The sequence below is a fragment of the Stenotrophomonas sp. GSD10 genome (assembly GCF_056172695.1).
Genome location: NZ_JAOCMC010000002.1, coordinates 3,200,968 through 3,215,325, shown reverse-complemented (window position 1 = coordinate 3,215,325; position 14,358 = coordinate 3,200,968). Strand labels below are relative to the sequence as shown.

Genomic DNA, 14,358 nt, shown 5'->3' with positions numbered 1-14,358 from the left:
TGGCAGGTAGATCCACGCCATGCGTGGATGACGCGGCCCGCCGTCGGGTCAGAGCCCTTTCCTCTGGAAAGGGATCCGACCCTGGGTTTACTCCATGCCCAGCTTTTTCAGCTTGTAGCGCAACGCGCGGAAAGTGATGCCCAGCTGCGCGGCGGTGCGGGTCTTGTTCCAGCGGTTCTCTTCCAGCGCGCGCTGGATGGCACTGCGCTCGAGCTGCTCGATGTACGAGGGCAGGGCGGCGCTGCCGGGTTGCAGGTCGGCCACGGCTTCAGCCGGCGCGGCGCTGCCCGGTGCGCGCGGTGAATGCTGGGGCAGGCGCAGGTCATCAGCGCCGATGCAGTCTTCTTCGGCCAGCGCCAGTGCGCGTTCGAGAATGTTCTCCAGTTCGCGTACGTTGCCGGGGAAGCTGTACTGGGCCAGCGCCTCCAGTGCCGAAGGCGCCAGCAGCGGCGTGCCGCGTCCATGGCTGCGGGCCAGGCGCGCCAATACCGCTGCGGCCAGCTCCGGCAGATCCTGGCGGCGCTCGCGCAGCGGCGGCACCTTCAGCTCGATCACATTGATGCGGTAATACAGATCGTGGCGGAAGCGGCCATCCTCGACCAGCTCGGCCAGGTCCTTGTGGGTGGCCGAGAGGATGCGCACGTCCACCGGCTCTTCGTTGGCGGCGCCGACCGCGCGCACCGATTTTTCCTGGATCGCGCGCAGCAGCTTCACCTGCATCTGCAGCGGCAGCTCGGCCACTTCGTCCAGGAACAGGGTGCCGCCATGCGCAGCCTGGAACAGGCCGGGCTTGTCGGCATGGGCGCCGCTGAAGCTGCCCTTGCGATGGCCGAAGAACTCGCTTTCCATCAGTTCGCCCGGGATGGCGCCGCAGTTGACCGGCACGAACGGGCCGGCCGCGCGTGCGCCCTGGGCGTGGATGGTGCGCGCCACCAGCTCCTTGCCGACCCCGGATTCACCCAGGATGTAGACCGGCGCCTGGCTGCGCGCGACCTTGCCGATGGTGGTGCGCAGCACGTCCATCGCCGGCGATGCGCCCAGCAGCCGCGCGCCCTGTTCGGCACTGGGGCCGGGTGCGGGCCGGTCGGCGTTGTTGAGTTCCAGCGCGTGCTTGACCAGTCCGCGCAGCACGGCGATGTCCACCGGCTTGCTGACGAAGTCGAAGGCACCGGCCTTCAGCGCTTCCACGGCCAGGTCCATGCTGCCGAAGGCGGTGATCATCGCCACCGGCGTGCGCGGGTAGTGCTGGGCAATCTCACTCACCAGCTCGATGCCGTTGCCGTCGGGCAGGCGCATGTCGGTGATGCACAGGTCGTACGGATTGCTGGCCAGCAGCTCGCGCGCCTCGGCAAGGTTGGCCGCGGTACTGATGCGCAGCCCCATACGGCCAAGCGTCAGGACCAGCAGTTCGCGGATGTCGCGTTCATCGTCGACGACGAGGGCGCTGCGGGTTTCGTTCATGGGCGGAGAAGATAAACGAGGGGGCTGGAAGCGACAAATGTTTGACGCACAGAATCGGAATCAGGTGGGCAGCAGGGTGTGCGGACCGGGCAGCACCAGGCGGAAGCAGGAACCACCGGCAGGCACCGGGATGTAATCCAGGCGCGCCTGGTTGGCGCGGCACAGTTCGCGGGCGATATACAGCCCCAGGCCGGTGCCGTGCTCGGAGGTGGTGAAAAACGGCCGGAACAGCTGCGCGGCCACGCTTTCGGGAATACCGGGGCCACGGTCCATCACGTCGATCACCGCGCTGCGTTCGTGCTGGGCCACGCGCAGGCGCACGCGTGCCGGTTGCTGGCCGATGCGCCCGTACTTGAGCGCGTTGTGCACCAGCACGGTCAGCACCTGGTACAGGTGCTTGCTGTCGACCTGGGCCATCACCGAGGTGTCGTTGATGATCGGCTCGATGCTGTCCGTCTCCAGCGTCTGGCCCTGCTTGTACTCCAGCACGAAGCGCCGGACGAAGGCGGCCAGGTCGACGTTCTCCGGCGTGGCGCGTTCGCGCCGGGCCAGGCCCAGCACGCTTTCGACGATGCCGTTGGTGCGCTGGCACTGCTGGCGGATGATCTGCAGCAGGCGGCGGTCGCTCTCGTTGAAACCGGTGCCTTCCTCCAGCAGCTGCACGGCGTAGTTGATGGCCGCCAGCGGATTGCGGATTTCATGGGCCAGGCTGGCCGAGAAGCGCCCCATGGCCGACAGCGTGAGCGATTCGGCACGGCGCGAGACCACGCTGGAATCGTCCAGGAACACCAGCGCCAGATCACTGCCGGCCAGCAGGCGCGCGAAACGCGGCTGCACTTCCGGTTGGTCCGGGTTGAGCTGCAACGGCAGTTCTTCCTGCGCCCAGCCATTGCGCCAGCGCTGCAGGCGGCGGGCCAGTTCCGGCGCGGCGCTGGCCAGATCCAAGCGGCCGCTTTCGCCGTTGCCGTCGTTGTCGCCCAGCAGCATCGAGGCCGCTTCGTTGGCCAGGGTGATGCGGTTGTCGGCGTCCACCACCAGCACGCCGGTACGCATGCGGCGGATGATCAGTTCATTGATCTGGAACAGGTTGGCCACTTCGTCGCCGCGCTGGTTGGCCAGCTGCTGGTTGCGACGCGCGCGGTTGCCCACCTGGTAGCTGATGAAGGCCAGGGCCAGGTAGCTGGTGGCGAACATCGCCAGTTCGGCCAACGTGCGGGTGGGGTCTCCGCCCTCCAGCAGTTTCCAGGTGTACTCCACGCCGGTGGCCAGGCTGGCGGCCAGCGCCAGGCCCAGGCCCAGGCTGAGCGGCAGCAGGGTAGCGGCGGCCGCGATGTTGAACAGCAGCGACATCGAGATGCCGGCGCTGGCACCGGGCAGGGCATGCGAAAGCAGGGTGGCGGCGACGATGTCCACCAGCACGCCACTGACCACGATCGGGCGCAGCCAGCGTTCATTGCGGCCGATCGCCAGGGCCAGCAGCGACAGCAGCAGGTAGATCACCGCGACGGTATCGGCCAGGCGCGGGTGGTGCGCTTCGCCGACCATGGCCGACAGCGGGCTGTACAGCAGGCCGGCGATGACGGCGGCGATCAGCACCCGGTACAGCGCGAAGAAGTACAGTTCGCGCCGCGGGATCGATTCGATGCGGTCAATCAATGAAGCACTGGGTGACACGCCGGAACTCCCCTTCTGGCTGCCTGGAACTGGGTTTTGACGGCGGTGGCCGACAGCGTAGCCGATGTTCCCCCGATCATCGGAACCGCGCCATGTAGCGTCGAGCTTGCTCGACTGCCTTGCCGAAGCAGTCGAGCAAGCTCGACTCTACCCCGACACCGCTGCCCCAAGTATAGGCTTGTGGAAGCGATTTCCTGCGCAATCGGCCCCGGGCGGGCGCCTGGCCGGGCCCGCCCTGCGCCCGCAACCGCCTGAATGAAGGCGGAAAACTGGCCGGGTCTGGCGTCTTGTACAGACTTCTTTGCGCCCCGGCGCTGGCTCGGCCACAATAGTGGGCCCGCCGCGGTCCATGCCGGCGCCCCGCCGGGGCCCTGAGGAATTGCGTGCGGTCGTTCCTATTCCCACGGTGACGCATGAATTTCCACGAATACCAGTCAAAACAACTGCTTGCCGAGTACGGCATCCCGGTCCCGGCCGGCAAGGTCGCTGCGACCCCGGACGAAGCGGTTGCCGCTGCCAACTCCCTGGGCCAGGGCCCCTGGATGGTCAAGGCGCAGATCCACGCTGGCGGCCGCGGCAAGGCTGGCGGCGTCAAGTTCTGCAAGACCACCGACGACGTGAAGGCCGCTGCGGCCAAGATGCTCGGCACCAAGATGGCCACCTACCAGACCGCTGGCGTTGAACTGCCGGTCAACCTGGTGCTGGTGACCACCGCCGGCGAGATCGTCAAGGAACTGTACCTGTCGGTGCTGGTTGACCGTGGCACCAAGACCATCACCTACATCGCTTCTTCGGAAGGCGGCGTGGAGATCGAGCAGGTTGCTGCTGAAACCCCGGAACTGATCCACTCGCTGAACGTCGACTTCGTCGAAGGCGTGCAGGGTTACCACGGCCGTGATTTCGGCTTCAAGCTGGGCCTGACCGCCAAGCAGGCCGGCCAGTTCGCCAGCATCATGGTGAACCTGTACCGCCTGTTCAACGAAAAGGACCTGGCCCTGGTTGAAATCAACCCGCTGGCCATCCTGGACGACGGCAACCTGTACGCGCTGGACGGCAAGTTCGACAGCGACGACAACGCCGCGTTCCGCCAGAAGGCCCTGGTCGCCATGCGCGACAAGACCCAGGAAGATCCGACCGAAGTGATCGCTTCGGAACTGGACATCAACTACGTCACCATGGACGGCAACATCGGCTGCATGGTCAACGGCGCCGGCCTGGCCATGGCCACCATGGACGTCATCAAGCTCAACGGCGGCGAGCCGGCGAACTTCCTGGACGTGGGCGGCGGTGCCAACAAGCAGCGCGTCATCGAAGCCTTCAAGCTGATCCTGTCCTCGGACAAGGTCGAAGGCATCTTCGTCAACATCTTCGGCGGCATCGTCCGCTGCGACATGATTGCCGAAGGCATCATCGCCGCCGTGAAGGAAGTGGGCGTCAAGGTTCCGGTGGTGGTGCGCCTGGAAGGCACCAACGTGGAAGAAGGCAAGCAGCTGCTGCGTGACAGCGGCATGGCCATCATCCCGGCTGACAACATCAACGATGGCGCCAAGAAGATCGTTGAAGCTGTCAAGAACGCCGCCTGATACCGACACCAAGGAATTCCAATGTCTGTTTTGATCAACAAGAACACCAAGGTGATCGTGCAGGGCTTCACCGGCCAGCAGGGCACCTTCCACGCCACTCAGATGATCGAGTACGGCACCCAGGTTGTCGGCGGCGTGACCCCGGGCAAGGGTGGCACCACCCACATCGACCTGCCGGTCTTCAACACCGTGGCCGACGCCGTGCAGAGCACCGGTGCCAACGCTTCGGTCATCTACGTGCCGCCGCCGTACGCGGCTGATGCGATCCTGGAAGCCGCTGCTGCCGGCATCAAGGTCATCGTCTGCATCACCGAAGGCATCCCGGTGCTGGACATGCTGCGCGTGAAGAACGTGCTGACCCGTTCGCATCCGGACACCGTGCTGATCGGGCCGAACTGCCCGGGCGTCATCACCCCGGGTGAGTGCAAGATCGGCATCATGCCGGGCCACATCCACCAGCCGGGCAAGATCGGCATCGTGTCGCGTTCGGGCACCCTGACCTATGAAGCGGTCAAGCAGACCACCGAAGTCGGCCTGGGCCAGTCCACCTGCATCGGCATCGGTGGTGACCCGATCAACGGCCTGAACTTCGTCGACTGCCTGAAGCTGTTCAACGAAGACCCGCAGACCGAAGGCATCATCATGGTCGGCGAAATCGGCGGTGACGCTGAAGAAGCCGGCGCCGAGTACATCAAGAACCACGTGAAGAAGCCGGTTGTCGGTTTCATCGCCGGTGCGTCGGCTCCGGCCGGCAAGCGCATGGGCCACGCCGGTGCGATCGCCTCGGGCGGCAAGGGCACCGCGGAAGGCAAGTTCGCCGCCATGGAAGCTGCCGGTGTTGTCACCGTCCGTTCGCCGGGCGACCTGGGCGCTGCCATCGCCAAGCTGGTCAAATAAGACCGGCTGCCCCTGTAGAGTCGAGCTTGCTCGACTGCTGCATGCGAAAACACAAAGGCCGCCTCCGGGCGGCCTTTGTGCGTCTGGGGTCCCGCGTTCCGGCGGCCCCATCCACGCATGGCGTGGATCTACCGGGTGTGGCCCTCCCCGGCGAGCGCATGGCGCGGCGTTACAATGGGCGCATTGCAACCACAGGCTGGAATCCCATGGCTTCGATCCGCATCGCGATGGCGCAGTTCGACTTCCCGGTCGGCGATGTTGCCGGCAACACCGAGCGCATCATCGAGATGATCGGCCAGGCGCGCGACGAGTGCGGCGCCGAGCTGGTGATGTTCCCCGAGCTGGCGGTCAGCGGCTACCCGCCGGAAGACCTGCTGCTGCGCCCGGGCTTCCTGTACGAGTGCGAGCAGGCCATGACGCGCATCGCTGCGGCCTGCCGTGGCATCACCGCCGTGGTCGGCTGGCCGCAGGCCGCCGGTGCGGTGGTCTACAACGCCGCCAGCGTGCTGCGTGACGGCCTGGTCGAGCAGACCTACCGCAAGCGCGAGCTGCCCAATTACGCCGTGTTCGACGAACGCCGCTACTTCGATGTCGATCCGGACGGTGGCAGCTGCGTGTTCGAGGTCAATGGCATTCCGGTGGGCCTGCTGATCTGCGAGGACCTGTGGTTCGCCGAGCCGTTGGCCGATACCGTGCGCGCCGGTGCGCAGCTGGTGGTGGTGCCCAATGCGTCGCCCTACGAGCGCGGCAAGCATGCCCAGCGCGATGCGGTGCTGGCCGCACGCACGCGCGAGAGCGGGGCGGCGATTGCCTATCTCAACGTGGTCGGTGGCCAGGACGCACTGGTATTCGATGGCGCCTCGGTGGTGGCCGACGGCGATGGCACGGTGCACCCGGCGGCCGCCGCCTTCGTCGACCAGTGGCTGGTGGTGGAGTATGACGGCGCCAGCCGCCGCTTCCTGCCGCACGTGTGGATGGACGACGGCGACGAGAGCATGGATGCGCTGGCCTGGCGTGCAGTGACCCGTGGTATCCAGGACTACTGCCGCAAGAACGGCTTCAAGAAGGTCTGGCTGGGGCTGTCCGGTGGCATCGACTCGGCGCTGGTGCTGGCGATGGCGGTGGATGCGATGGGCGCGGACAACGTGACCGCCGTGCGCCTGCCGTCGCGCTATACCGCCGGCCTGTCCAACGATCTGGCCGCCGAGCAGTGCCAGGCACTGGGCGTGAAGCTGGAAGCGGTCTCGATCGAGCCGGCATTCAAGGGCCTGATGGAATCGCTGGCGCCGATGTTCGAGGGCACCACGCCGGATGTGACCGAAGAGAACCTGCAGTCGCGCAGTCGTGGCGTGATCCTGATGGCGCTGGCCAACAAGTTCGGCGGCCTGCTGCTGACCACCGGCAACAAGAGCGAATACGCGGTGGGCTACGCCACCATCTACGGCGACATGTGCGGTGGCTATGCGCCGCTGAAGGACCTGTACAAGACCGAGGTGTTCGGTCTGTCCAAGTGGCGCAACACCGTGGGCGGCGCGCCGGTGATTCCGCCGGCGGTGATCAGCCGCCCGCCGTCGGCCGAACTGCGCGAGAACCAGCTGGATCAGGATTCGCTGCCGGCCTATGACGTGCTGGACGGCATCCTGTACCGCTACATCGACCAGGAGCAGTCGCGCGGGGAGATCGTGGCGGCCGGCTACGACGCGGCCGTGGTCGACCGCGTGCTGCGCCTGGTGCGCATCAGTGAGTGGAAGCGGCACCAGGCCGCGCCGGGGCCGAAGGTCTCGCGCCGCGCGTTCGGCCGCGAGCGCCGTTACCCGATCAGCAACGGCTACAAGGGCTGAGGTAGCGTGCATCCACGCATGGCGTGGATCTACCGCGCGTCTATCCGGTAGGTGCGGACCTTGGTCCGCACGGTGGCCGAAGAAGCGCAGTCGAGCATGGCTCGACTCTACAAACCACTCATCGCGCGGCGTCGAGCTGTTGTTCCACACCCGCCAATTCGGCTGCTTGGTCGAAGCGGCCGTCTTCCAGCCGTGCGCGCACGAAGGCCAGCCCATCGGCCGCTGCTGCATCCAGCGTGGCGCGGTGGTCGACCGGGTACTGCCGGAAGGCCACCGGCTCGCCACGCAGGGCCAGACCGGCGGCGTACAGCAGGGTGGTCAGGTAGGGCACATCCTGGTCGGCGGTGCCGTGGGCCAGCATCAGCGGCTGGGTGAACCCGTGGCGTGGCACGCCCAGATAGTCGTGCAGCAGCGTCCAGATACCCGGCACCGAGGTCAACGGCGCATTGAACATCTCGCCGGTGCTGGCGCCCTCCAGCTGCGCGGCCAGATCAGTCAGGCAGTGCTGGCGGGCCAGCGCGATACGGGCCCGGCCTTGCGCGCTCAGCACGCGGTCGATCTGCGGTGCCACCTGCAGCAGGCCATCGAGCAGGTAGGCGTGGTAGGCGTTGAGTGCCCCCGGATTGGCGGTGCGGCTGTCGGGCCTCATCACCAACGCGGTGATTTCCACGGCCGTGGGCGTGCCGGCGGTGAAGCTGCCCTTGAACTGCAGGGCGGGACCGGCGTAGTCGGCCGCCTGGTGGCCGGCGCTCAGCGCCGCCGACGCCCCTGCGAATAGCCCACCGACACCCAGCGTGGCGACAGGCGACCGCCGCTCAGGAACTGGTGGCTGGCCTTGACCATGTCGATGCTGTTGCGCGCGGCGGTGCGCACGTGCAGGTAGGTGTGCTGGCCCGGGCTGCCGAGGCCCTGGTAGTCAGCTGCGACCACGGCATAGCCCTGGCCGAGGAAGTGGTCCAGGAAGCGCCCGTCGCGCTCGGGGCGGGTGGGGCCGGACACCGACGGCGCGCAGTGGTCGGCAATGCCCTGGGTGCCATGCGCCCAGGAGACCACCGGCCAGCCGCCGGCCGGCGCGGTGCCGGCAGGCAGATAGAGCAGCCCGGTGCCCTGGGCCAGCCGCCCGCTGTGATCGGGCGTGTGATAGCTCAGCAGGTACGCCTGGGCCGCCTTCGACGGCACCCAGTCGGCGCGATAGGGGGCTGCCGTGAGCAGATCGCCGGGCTCGGCCGCCAGGGCCGCAACGGGCAGGGCCAGCAGGGTGGCGGCGAGGGTGGCGGCGAGGGTGGCCAGCAGGGGCCGGGTGCGGGAAACGGGTGAGGTCATCATGCGGACTCCAGGCAGGCGGAAATGGCCGTGCGCTGGAGTGTGGAGGGCCGTACGGGGCCGGTTTGGGAACGGCATCGCAACGGCAGCCGATTCGTAGAATTCCTAATCCCGGGCCGAGTGGGGCGGGGCAAGCGGCGGGGAGAGCCGTCGAGCATGGCTCGACGCCATAAAGAAGGGCCCCTTGCGGGGCCCTTGGCTCTCTTACTTCTTTTCCAGTCGCGCGTTGCGCTGGCCGGTACTGGCGGATTTCTCGCCGGCAAACGGGTTCAACTTGCGGATCATCCACGGGTACTTCGGCCACTTGCCTTCCAGCCACGGGTGGTCCGGCTGGTTCAGCTGCAGCACGCGACGGGCATCGTCGGCCAGCGTCTTGTTGCCCAGGTGGGTGTAGGAATCGGCCAGCACGGCCACCGCGTCGTACTGGAAGGCGCTCTGCGGGTAGGTTTCCAGCAGGTAGTTGGCGCGGCCCACGGCCGAGACCCAGGCGCCGCGGCGCATGTAGTACAGGGCGTTGTCCAGTTCGTGCTGGGCGAACACGTCACGCAGCTCCACCATGCGCTGGCGGGCATCGGCGGCGTAGCGGCTGTTCGGGTAGCGGTCGACAACGATGTTGAAGTCCGAATAGGCCTGGTGCGGCGTGGACAGGTCGCGACGGCTGGCGTCCAGCGACCATACGCGGCGCAGGAAAACCGTACTGCGGTTGGAGTTGGCCAGGCCGCGCAGGTAGTACAGGTAGGCGATGTTGCGGTGGGTCGGGTAGGTACGGATGAAGCGGTCGATGCTGGACACCGCGTCATCGTGCTTGCCGGCCTTGTACTGGGCGTAGGCGGTCTCGATCATCGCCTGTTCGGTGTACGGACCGTAGGGGTACTGGGCCACCAGGCGGCGGAAGCTGGCTTCGGCGCCGCTCCAGTTGCCACCCTGCATCAGCTTGTGGCTCTTCTCGTACAGCTGTTCGACCGGCACGCCCTCGTCGGGGCGATCACCCTTCTTGGCGCCGCGGTGGCAACCGGTGGCGGCGATGACCAGCACCAGCAGCAGGGCGGTGAGGCGGACGGGCGCGGAGAGCATGACGGAGCGTCGGATCATGGGGTCGAGGCGGGACGCGGCTGGAATACGAAGGGTCGATGATAGCCTAGTGTCCTGTCCAGCGACTGAAACCGGCCGCCGGGACCCCAAAATTTCAAAAATGCCCCCTGCCATGTCTGAACAACCCTCCGAATCGGCCCGCCAGGCCATCGTCCCCGACACCGCCGCCGGCCGCCGTTTCGACGCCGTCGTGGCCGAACTGTTCCCCGAATACTCGCGCTCGCGCCTGACCGAGTGGATCAAGGCCGGCGATGTGCTGCTCGACGGCGCACAGGTGCGCCCGCGCGACCCGCTGCGCGGTGGCGAGGTCGTGACCCTCAACGTGGTGCTGGAAACCCAGACCGATGCGCAGCCGGAGGACATCCCCCTGGACGTGCTGTTCGAGGACGAGCACCTGCTGGTGATCAACAAGCCGGTCGGCCTGGTGGTCCACCCGGGTGCCGGCAACCACAGCGGCACCCTGGTCAACGCCCTGCTGTTCCGCGACCCGTCGGTGGCGGTGCTGCCGCGTGCCGGCATCGTGCACCGCCTGGACAAGGACACCAGCGGCGTGATGGTGGTGGCCAAGACCCTGGAGGCGCAGACCGCGCTGGTCGAGCAGCTGGCCGCGCGCGATGTGCACCGCCAGTACCTGGCGATCGTGATGGGCGCACTGGTGGCCGGCGGTACCGCCGACGCCCCGATCGACCGCCACCCGCGTGACCGCCTGAAGATGGCGGTGCGCGAAGACGGCAAGGAAGCGATCACCCATTACCGCCTGCGCGAGCGCTTCCGTGCGCACACCGCGCTGGAGTGCCGCCTGGAAACCGGCCGTACCCACCAGATCCGCGTGCACATGGCGCACGTGCGCCATCCGATCATCGGCGACCCGCTCTACGGCGGCGCGCTGAAGCTGCCCAAGGGCGCCAGCGACGAGCTGGTGGCCGCGCTGCGCGGCTTCAAGCGCCAGGCGCTGCACGCCGAGACCCTGGAGTTCACCCACCCGATCACCGGTGAGCCGGTGCGCAACACCGCGCCGGTGCCGGAGGACATGCTGCACCTGATGAAGGTGCTGCGCGAGGACAGCGAAGCCTTCGCCGCACGCGAGCGGGACCGCTGGTAATGACCGCCGCGCTGCCCCTGCTGCAGGCTGACTGGCCGGCACCTCCGGGCGTTCATGCGTTGACCACGCGGCGGCATGGCGCGGGCATCTCGCCGGCGCCGTTCGCGCAGTTCAACCTGGGCAACCGGCATGCGGCCGACGGCGATACCCCGGCCAACGTCGAACACAACCGCCAGCTGCTGCGGCAGGGGCTGGCGTTGCCGTCGGCACCGCACTGGCTGCGCCAGGTGCACAGCAGTACCGTGCTGCGCTTCACGGCGCCTCCGGTGGAGGGCGCCAGCGAGCCGGTGGCCGATGCGGCGGTGACCTCGGTGCCTGGTGTGGTGCTGGCGATCCTGACCGCCGACTGCCTGCCGGTGGTGTTCGCCGCCGTTGACGGCAGCGAGGTGGGCGCGGCCCACGCCGGCTGGCGCGGGCTGGCCGACGGCATGCTGGAGGCCACGGTGGCCGCCATGCAGACGCCACCGGCGCAGCTGCGCGCGTGGCTGGGCCCGGCTGCCGGACCGGCCGATTACGAGATCGGCGAGGAGGTCTATCACGCGTTCGTCGGCCATGATGCGGCCGCCGCATCGGCGTTCGTGGCGATCCGGGCCGGGCACTGGAAGGTGGATCTGTTCGCACTGGCGCGGCAGCGCCTGCAGGCGGCGGGGATGGACCCGGCGCAGGTGTACGGCGGCACGCTGTCGACGATGGCCGATCCGGATCTGTATTCGCACCGGCGCGATCGTCGCACCGGGCGCATGGCGACGCTGGCCTGGATCGCACCCTGACCCCACCGTTGTTCGCACGCGTGCTGGGGCCGGCGTTCGCCACCCTGGCCGCCCCGGTGCGCGCGCTGCACGCCACGCCATTGCCCTGCCGATACCTGGGGCAGGCGCGGATCGAGCGTGGCCGGCACTGGCTGGTACCGCTGCTGGCTGCGCTGGCCCGCCTGCCGCACAACGGCGACGCGCTGCCTACCGAAGTCCTGTTCAGCGCACACGGGCAGGGCGAACGTTGGGCGCGGCGCTTCGGTCGCTGGCCGATGATGTCGCGGCTGTGGGCGCACCAGGGATATCTGCGCGAACAGCTCGGCGCGGTGTGCTTCGAGTTCAATCTGCAGGCCCGCGAGGGCGGCATCGACTGGTCGGTGCGGCGGGTCTGGGCCTTCGGGTGCGTGCCGTTGCCGACGCGTTGGTTTGGCGGTGTGCGCTGCCGCGAAGCCTGGCACGAGCAGCGCTACACTTTCCTCGTCGATGTGACCTTGCCCTGGGCAGGAGCCCTGATCCGTTATGAAGGCTGGCTCGAACCGCAGTGATACCGCCGCAGATGCCGGCAGTGCGGTGATTGTCGTTTGATGGTGTCTGTGCGCTGTGCAACCGCTGGGTGCGCTTCCTGCTGCGGTTTGACCGGCAGCGGCGCTACCGGTTCGCGGCCATGCAGGGCGCGCAGGGCAGTGCGCTGCTGCGCCAGCATGGACTGGACCCGCAGGACCCGGCGTCCTTCCTGCTGCTGGATGCGCACGGGGCGTGGACCGATACCGATGCGATCCTGCGTGTACTGGCCGGGCTGGGCGGTGTGTGGCGCCTGAGCGGCGCGCTGGGTGTGCTGCCGCGGGTCTGGCGTGACGCGGCGTATCGGATGTTGGCGCGCAATCGCTATCGCTGGTTCGGTCGCCACGACGCGTGCCATCTGCCGGCGCCGGAACATATCGCGCGGTTCCTGGATTGACCTTCTGTCTCCTGTAGCGCCGAGCAGGTGCAGCCGAGCATGGCTCGGCACTACAGGGGGCCGCCATCCTCGGTAGAGCCGAGCCACGCTCGGCTGCCTTTCTGGCAGCGTCGGCGGGAGCAGCCGAGCATGGCTCGGCACTACAGGGGGCCGCTGTCTTTTTCTCAGTCGAGCAGCCGGTAGTTGATGCGACGGTTCTGTGCGCGGCCGCTGTCGCTGCGATTGTCGGCGATTGGCCGATCCTGTCCGTAGCCAACCGCGACCAGCGTGGTGGCTGGGATGCCTCGCGCCTGCAACGCCTGTGATACCGCCTCGGCGCGCTGCTGGCTGAGCTGCAGGTTGGCCTCGGCGTGGCCCGCGCTGTCGGTGTGCGCGCCGATCTCAACGCGCAGGCCGGCCGGTGTACCGCGCAGCGCATCGGCGACCGCCTGCACGGTCTGCCGCGAGTCGCCGGTCAACTCGGACGAGCCGGCATGGAACTTCAACGTGGTCTGGTTCAGTGCGGCAACCCGATGCGCGGTGTCGGCGCCGGCGGGCAGCTGCGCCAGCGCGGCCAGGCCCGGGCCCCACAGGCCACTCATCTCCAGCGTCGGAAAGTCCTGGCGCAGGCGCCGCGAGATGGCCTGCCGCTGCGCGTCTTCCATGGCGGAGGTATCGATGGCCAGTTGCATGCCGGCGAATTCCAGGCGCAGGCCGTCGCCCTGCAGATGGGGAGATCGGCAATCAGGCGGTCCAGCCAGCGGGGTGACTGCGCGCGCGGGTCCAATGCTATGCCCCCGTGCAGGTTCGCGGCACCGTGCACGGCGCGCAAGGCATTCCAGGCGCGGCGTCGCTCGCCTTCGCTGGGCAGGCTGCCGCTGACCTGCACCTGCGTGCCGTGTTGATGCAGGGACAGCCGCGCGGTGTGCTCACGCGGAACGTCCTGTACGGTCCACAGCGGCGTGCGTGCCTTCAGCAGCACCCAGGTGGTCAGGCCCAGCACGGTGACGACCGCCAGCGTCCACAGCACGCTGCGGATCGCCATGCCGTACATCGCGCGCGAGGGCACGCTGCCGGCCATGCGCCTGGGCGAGCCGGTGCCGTGCACGCGCCGGGCCCCGGCCGGGTGGGTGGCGCCCTCCGATGCCGAGCGCAGGGTGACCACGCCGGGCAGCAGATGGCAGGCCACTACGCGGAACGATCCCGGAGACATGCCGCTGCGGTGGGCGATCATCGCCAGCGTGTGTGCGCCCAACGCGCGCTCCAGTTCACTGGCCACGATCGGCAGCCGCAGCGATGTGGCGGACTGTCGCCAGGAGTGGAAACGGGCGGCCAGGCCCGCCTGTTCGAACCGCCGCTGCAGGCCGGCCAATCCGTCGGGATGCGAGTCCACCCAGGCACTGATCACGTCCACCACCCAACGGGTGCGATGGCCCAGCTCCAGGCGTATTGCGGCATCTTCGATGAAACGGTCGTAGGCGGACATGCGGTGACTCCCCGGCAGGTGATGTGCAACGCCACGCGGCGGCCGTGGAGGCGGCACGCGTGGCTCAGGGGGCGTCACTCTGGGCAACGGCTGTCAATGCCGAATGAAATCGCCGCCGCCGCACGCCTCTCGGTGGCCTGCCTGCACGTTGTCCACGCCCGCCGAAGCCTTGTGCGCAAAGGCTTTCACCGGCTGCTGAGTGCATCGGTA

At 68.1% G+C, this 14,358-nt stretch carries 12 protein-coding genes and 1 pseudogene; 7 read left to right on the top strand and 6 right to left on the bottom strand.

Annotation, left to right across the window (positions count from 1 at the left end):
- Nucleotides 1-87: 87 nt before the first annotated feature.
- Entirely contained in the window at nucleotides 88-1,461 is a 1,374-nt protein-coding gene (locus tag N4G47_RS15100; RefSeq protein WP_249843091.1) for a sigma-54-dependent transcriptional regulator, read from the bottom strand.
- Between the two features lie 60 nt (nucleotides 1,462-1,521).
- The gene (locus tag N4G47_RS15095) at nucleotides 1,522-3,135 is read right to left on the bottom strand and encodes a sensor histidine kinase (RefSeq protein WP_107231744.1); all 1,614 of its coding nucleotides are present in this window, start codon (nucleotides 3,133-3,135) and stop codon (nucleotides 1,522-1,524) included.
- A gap of 413 nt (nucleotides 3,136-3,548) precedes the next feature.
- Here N4G47_RS15095 and sucC point away from each other — a divergent pair, with 413 nt between their 5' ends.
- The 3 genes from sucC (at nucleotide 3,549) to N4G47_RS15080 (ending at nucleotide 7,456) form a co-directional block, all read left to right on the top strand.
- Entirely contained in the window at nucleotides 3,549-4,718 is a 1,170-nt protein-coding gene (gene sucC, locus N4G47_RS15090) for an ADP-forming succinate--CoA ligase subunit beta (protein WP_004154430.1), read from the top strand.
- A gap of 21 nt (nucleotides 4,719-4,739) precedes the next feature.
- Complete coding sequence (gene sucD / locus N4G47_RS15085) at nucleotides 4,740-5,615, top strand: succinate--CoA ligase subunit alpha (RefSeq protein ID WP_005410793.1); 876 nt, start codon at nucleotides 4,740-4,742, stop codon at nucleotides 5,613-5,615.
- 206 nt (nucleotides 5,616-5,821) lie between these two features.
- The gene (locus N4G47_RS15080) at nucleotides 5,822-7,456 is read left to right on the top strand and encodes an NAD+ synthase (protein ID WP_475288216.1); all 1,635 of its coding nucleotides are present in this window, start codon (nucleotides 5,822-5,824) and stop codon (nucleotides 7,454-7,456) included.
- Between the two features lie 118 nt (nucleotides 7,457-7,574).
- Here the strand turns inward: N4G47_RS15080 and N4G47_RS15075 are convergent.
- A pseudogene (locus N4G47_RS15075) lies at nucleotides 7,575-8,779 on the bottom strand (lipase family protein).
- A 204-nt stretch (nucleotides 8,780-8,983) separates the two neighbouring features.
- Nucleotides 8,984-9,871, bottom strand: coding sequence for an outer membrane protein assembly factor BamD (locus N4G47_RS15070; protein WP_107231747.1), 888 nt, complete (start codon nucleotides 9,869-9,871; stop codon nucleotides 8,984-8,986).
- Between the two features lie 112 nt (nucleotides 9,872-9,983).
- On the opposite strand from N4G47_RS15070, the gene rluD reads away from it, so the two are divergent.
- The 4 genes from rluD to N4G47_RS15050 are packed head-to-tail and all read left to right on the top strand — an operon-like array spanning nucleotide 9,984 to nucleotide 12,683.
- Nucleotides 9,984-10,973, top strand: a complete 990-nt coding sequence (gene rluD / locus N4G47_RS15065; protein ID WP_107231748.1) for a 23S rRNA pseudouridine(1911/1915/1917) synthase RluD — start codon at nucleotides 9,984-9,986, stop codon at nucleotides 10,971-10,973.
- Nucleotides 10,973-11,743, top strand: a complete 771-nt coding sequence (pgeF, locus tag N4G47_RS15060; protein WP_475288208.1) for a peptidoglycan editing factor PgeF — start codon at nucleotides 10,973-10,975, stop codon at nucleotides 11,741-11,743. The genes rluD and pgeF overlap by 1 nt, the downstream gene beginning before the upstream one ends.
- 20 nt (nucleotides 11,744-11,763) lie before the next feature.
- A complete protein-coding gene (locus N4G47_RS15055; protein WP_475289955.1) occupies nucleotides 11,764-12,270 on the top strand; it encodes a DUF4166 domain-containing protein in 507 nt (168 codons plus the stop codon).
- 29 nt (nucleotides 12,271-12,299) lie between these two features.
- Entirely contained in the window at nucleotides 12,300-12,683 is a 384-nt protein-coding gene (locus tag N4G47_RS15050) for a thiol-disulfide oxidoreductase DCC family protein (protein ID WP_475288204.1), read from the top strand.
- Between the two features lie 164 nt (nucleotides 12,684-12,847).
- Here N4G47_RS15050 and N4G47_RS15045 read toward each other — a convergent pair whose 3' ends face one another.
- Both N4G47_RS15045 and N4G47_RS15040 read right to left on the bottom strand, forming a co-directional pair.
- Nucleotides 12,848-13,354 carry an OmpA family protein gene (locus tag N4G47_RS15045; protein ID WP_475288203.1) on the bottom strand — a complete coding sequence of 169 codons (507 nt, stop codon included), beginning with the start codon at nucleotides 13,352-13,354 and terminating at the stop codon, nucleotides 12,848-12,850.
- The gene (locus tag N4G47_RS15040) at nucleotides 13,261-14,148 is read right to left on the bottom strand and encodes a hypothetical protein (protein ID WP_475288201.1); all 888 of its coding nucleotides are present in this window, start codon (nucleotides 14,146-14,148) and stop codon (nucleotides 13,261-13,263) included. Before N4G47_RS15040 ends, N4G47_RS15045 begins: the two co-directional genes overlap by 94 nt.
- Nucleotides 14,149-14,358: the final 210 nt, after the last annotated feature.

Excerpts from the sequence above, each read along its gene's own strand:
- N4G47_RS15040 (WP_475288201.1), bottom strand. The coding sequence starts at position 14,148 with ATGTCCGCCTACGACCGTTTCATCGAAGATGCCGCAATACGCCTGGAG.
- N4G47_RS15045 (WP_475288203.1), bottom strand. The coding sequence starts at position 13,354 with ATGCAACTGGCCATCGATACCTCCGCCATGGAAGACGCGCAGCGGCAG.
- pgeF (WP_475288208.1), top strand. The coding sequence starts at position 10,973 with ATGACCGCCGCGCTGCCCCTGCTGCAGGCTGACTGGCCGGCACCTCCG.
- sucC (WP_004154430.1), top strand. The coding sequence starts at position 3,549 with ATGAATTTCCACGAATACCAGTCAAAACAACTGCTTGCCGAGTACGGC.
- N4G47_RS15080 (WP_475288216.1), top strand. The coding sequence starts at position 5,822 with ATGGCTTCGATCCGCATCGCGATGGCGCAGTTCGACTTCCCGGTCGGC.
- rluD (WP_107231748.1), top strand. The coding sequence starts at position 9,984 with ATGTCTGAACAACCCTCCGAATCGGCCCGCCAGGCCATCGTCCCCGAC.
- N4G47_RS15100 (WP_249843091.1), bottom strand. The coding sequence starts at position 1,461 with ATGAACGAAACCCGCAGCGCCCTCGTCGTCGACGATGAACGCGACATC.
- sucD (WP_005410793.1), top strand. The coding sequence starts at position 4,740 with ATGTCTGTTTTGATCAACAAGAACACCAAGGTGATCGTGCAGGGCTTC.
- N4G47_RS15070 (WP_107231747.1), bottom strand. The coding sequence starts at position 9,871 with ATGATCCGACGCTCCGTCATGCTCTCCGCGCCCGTCCGCCTCACCGCC.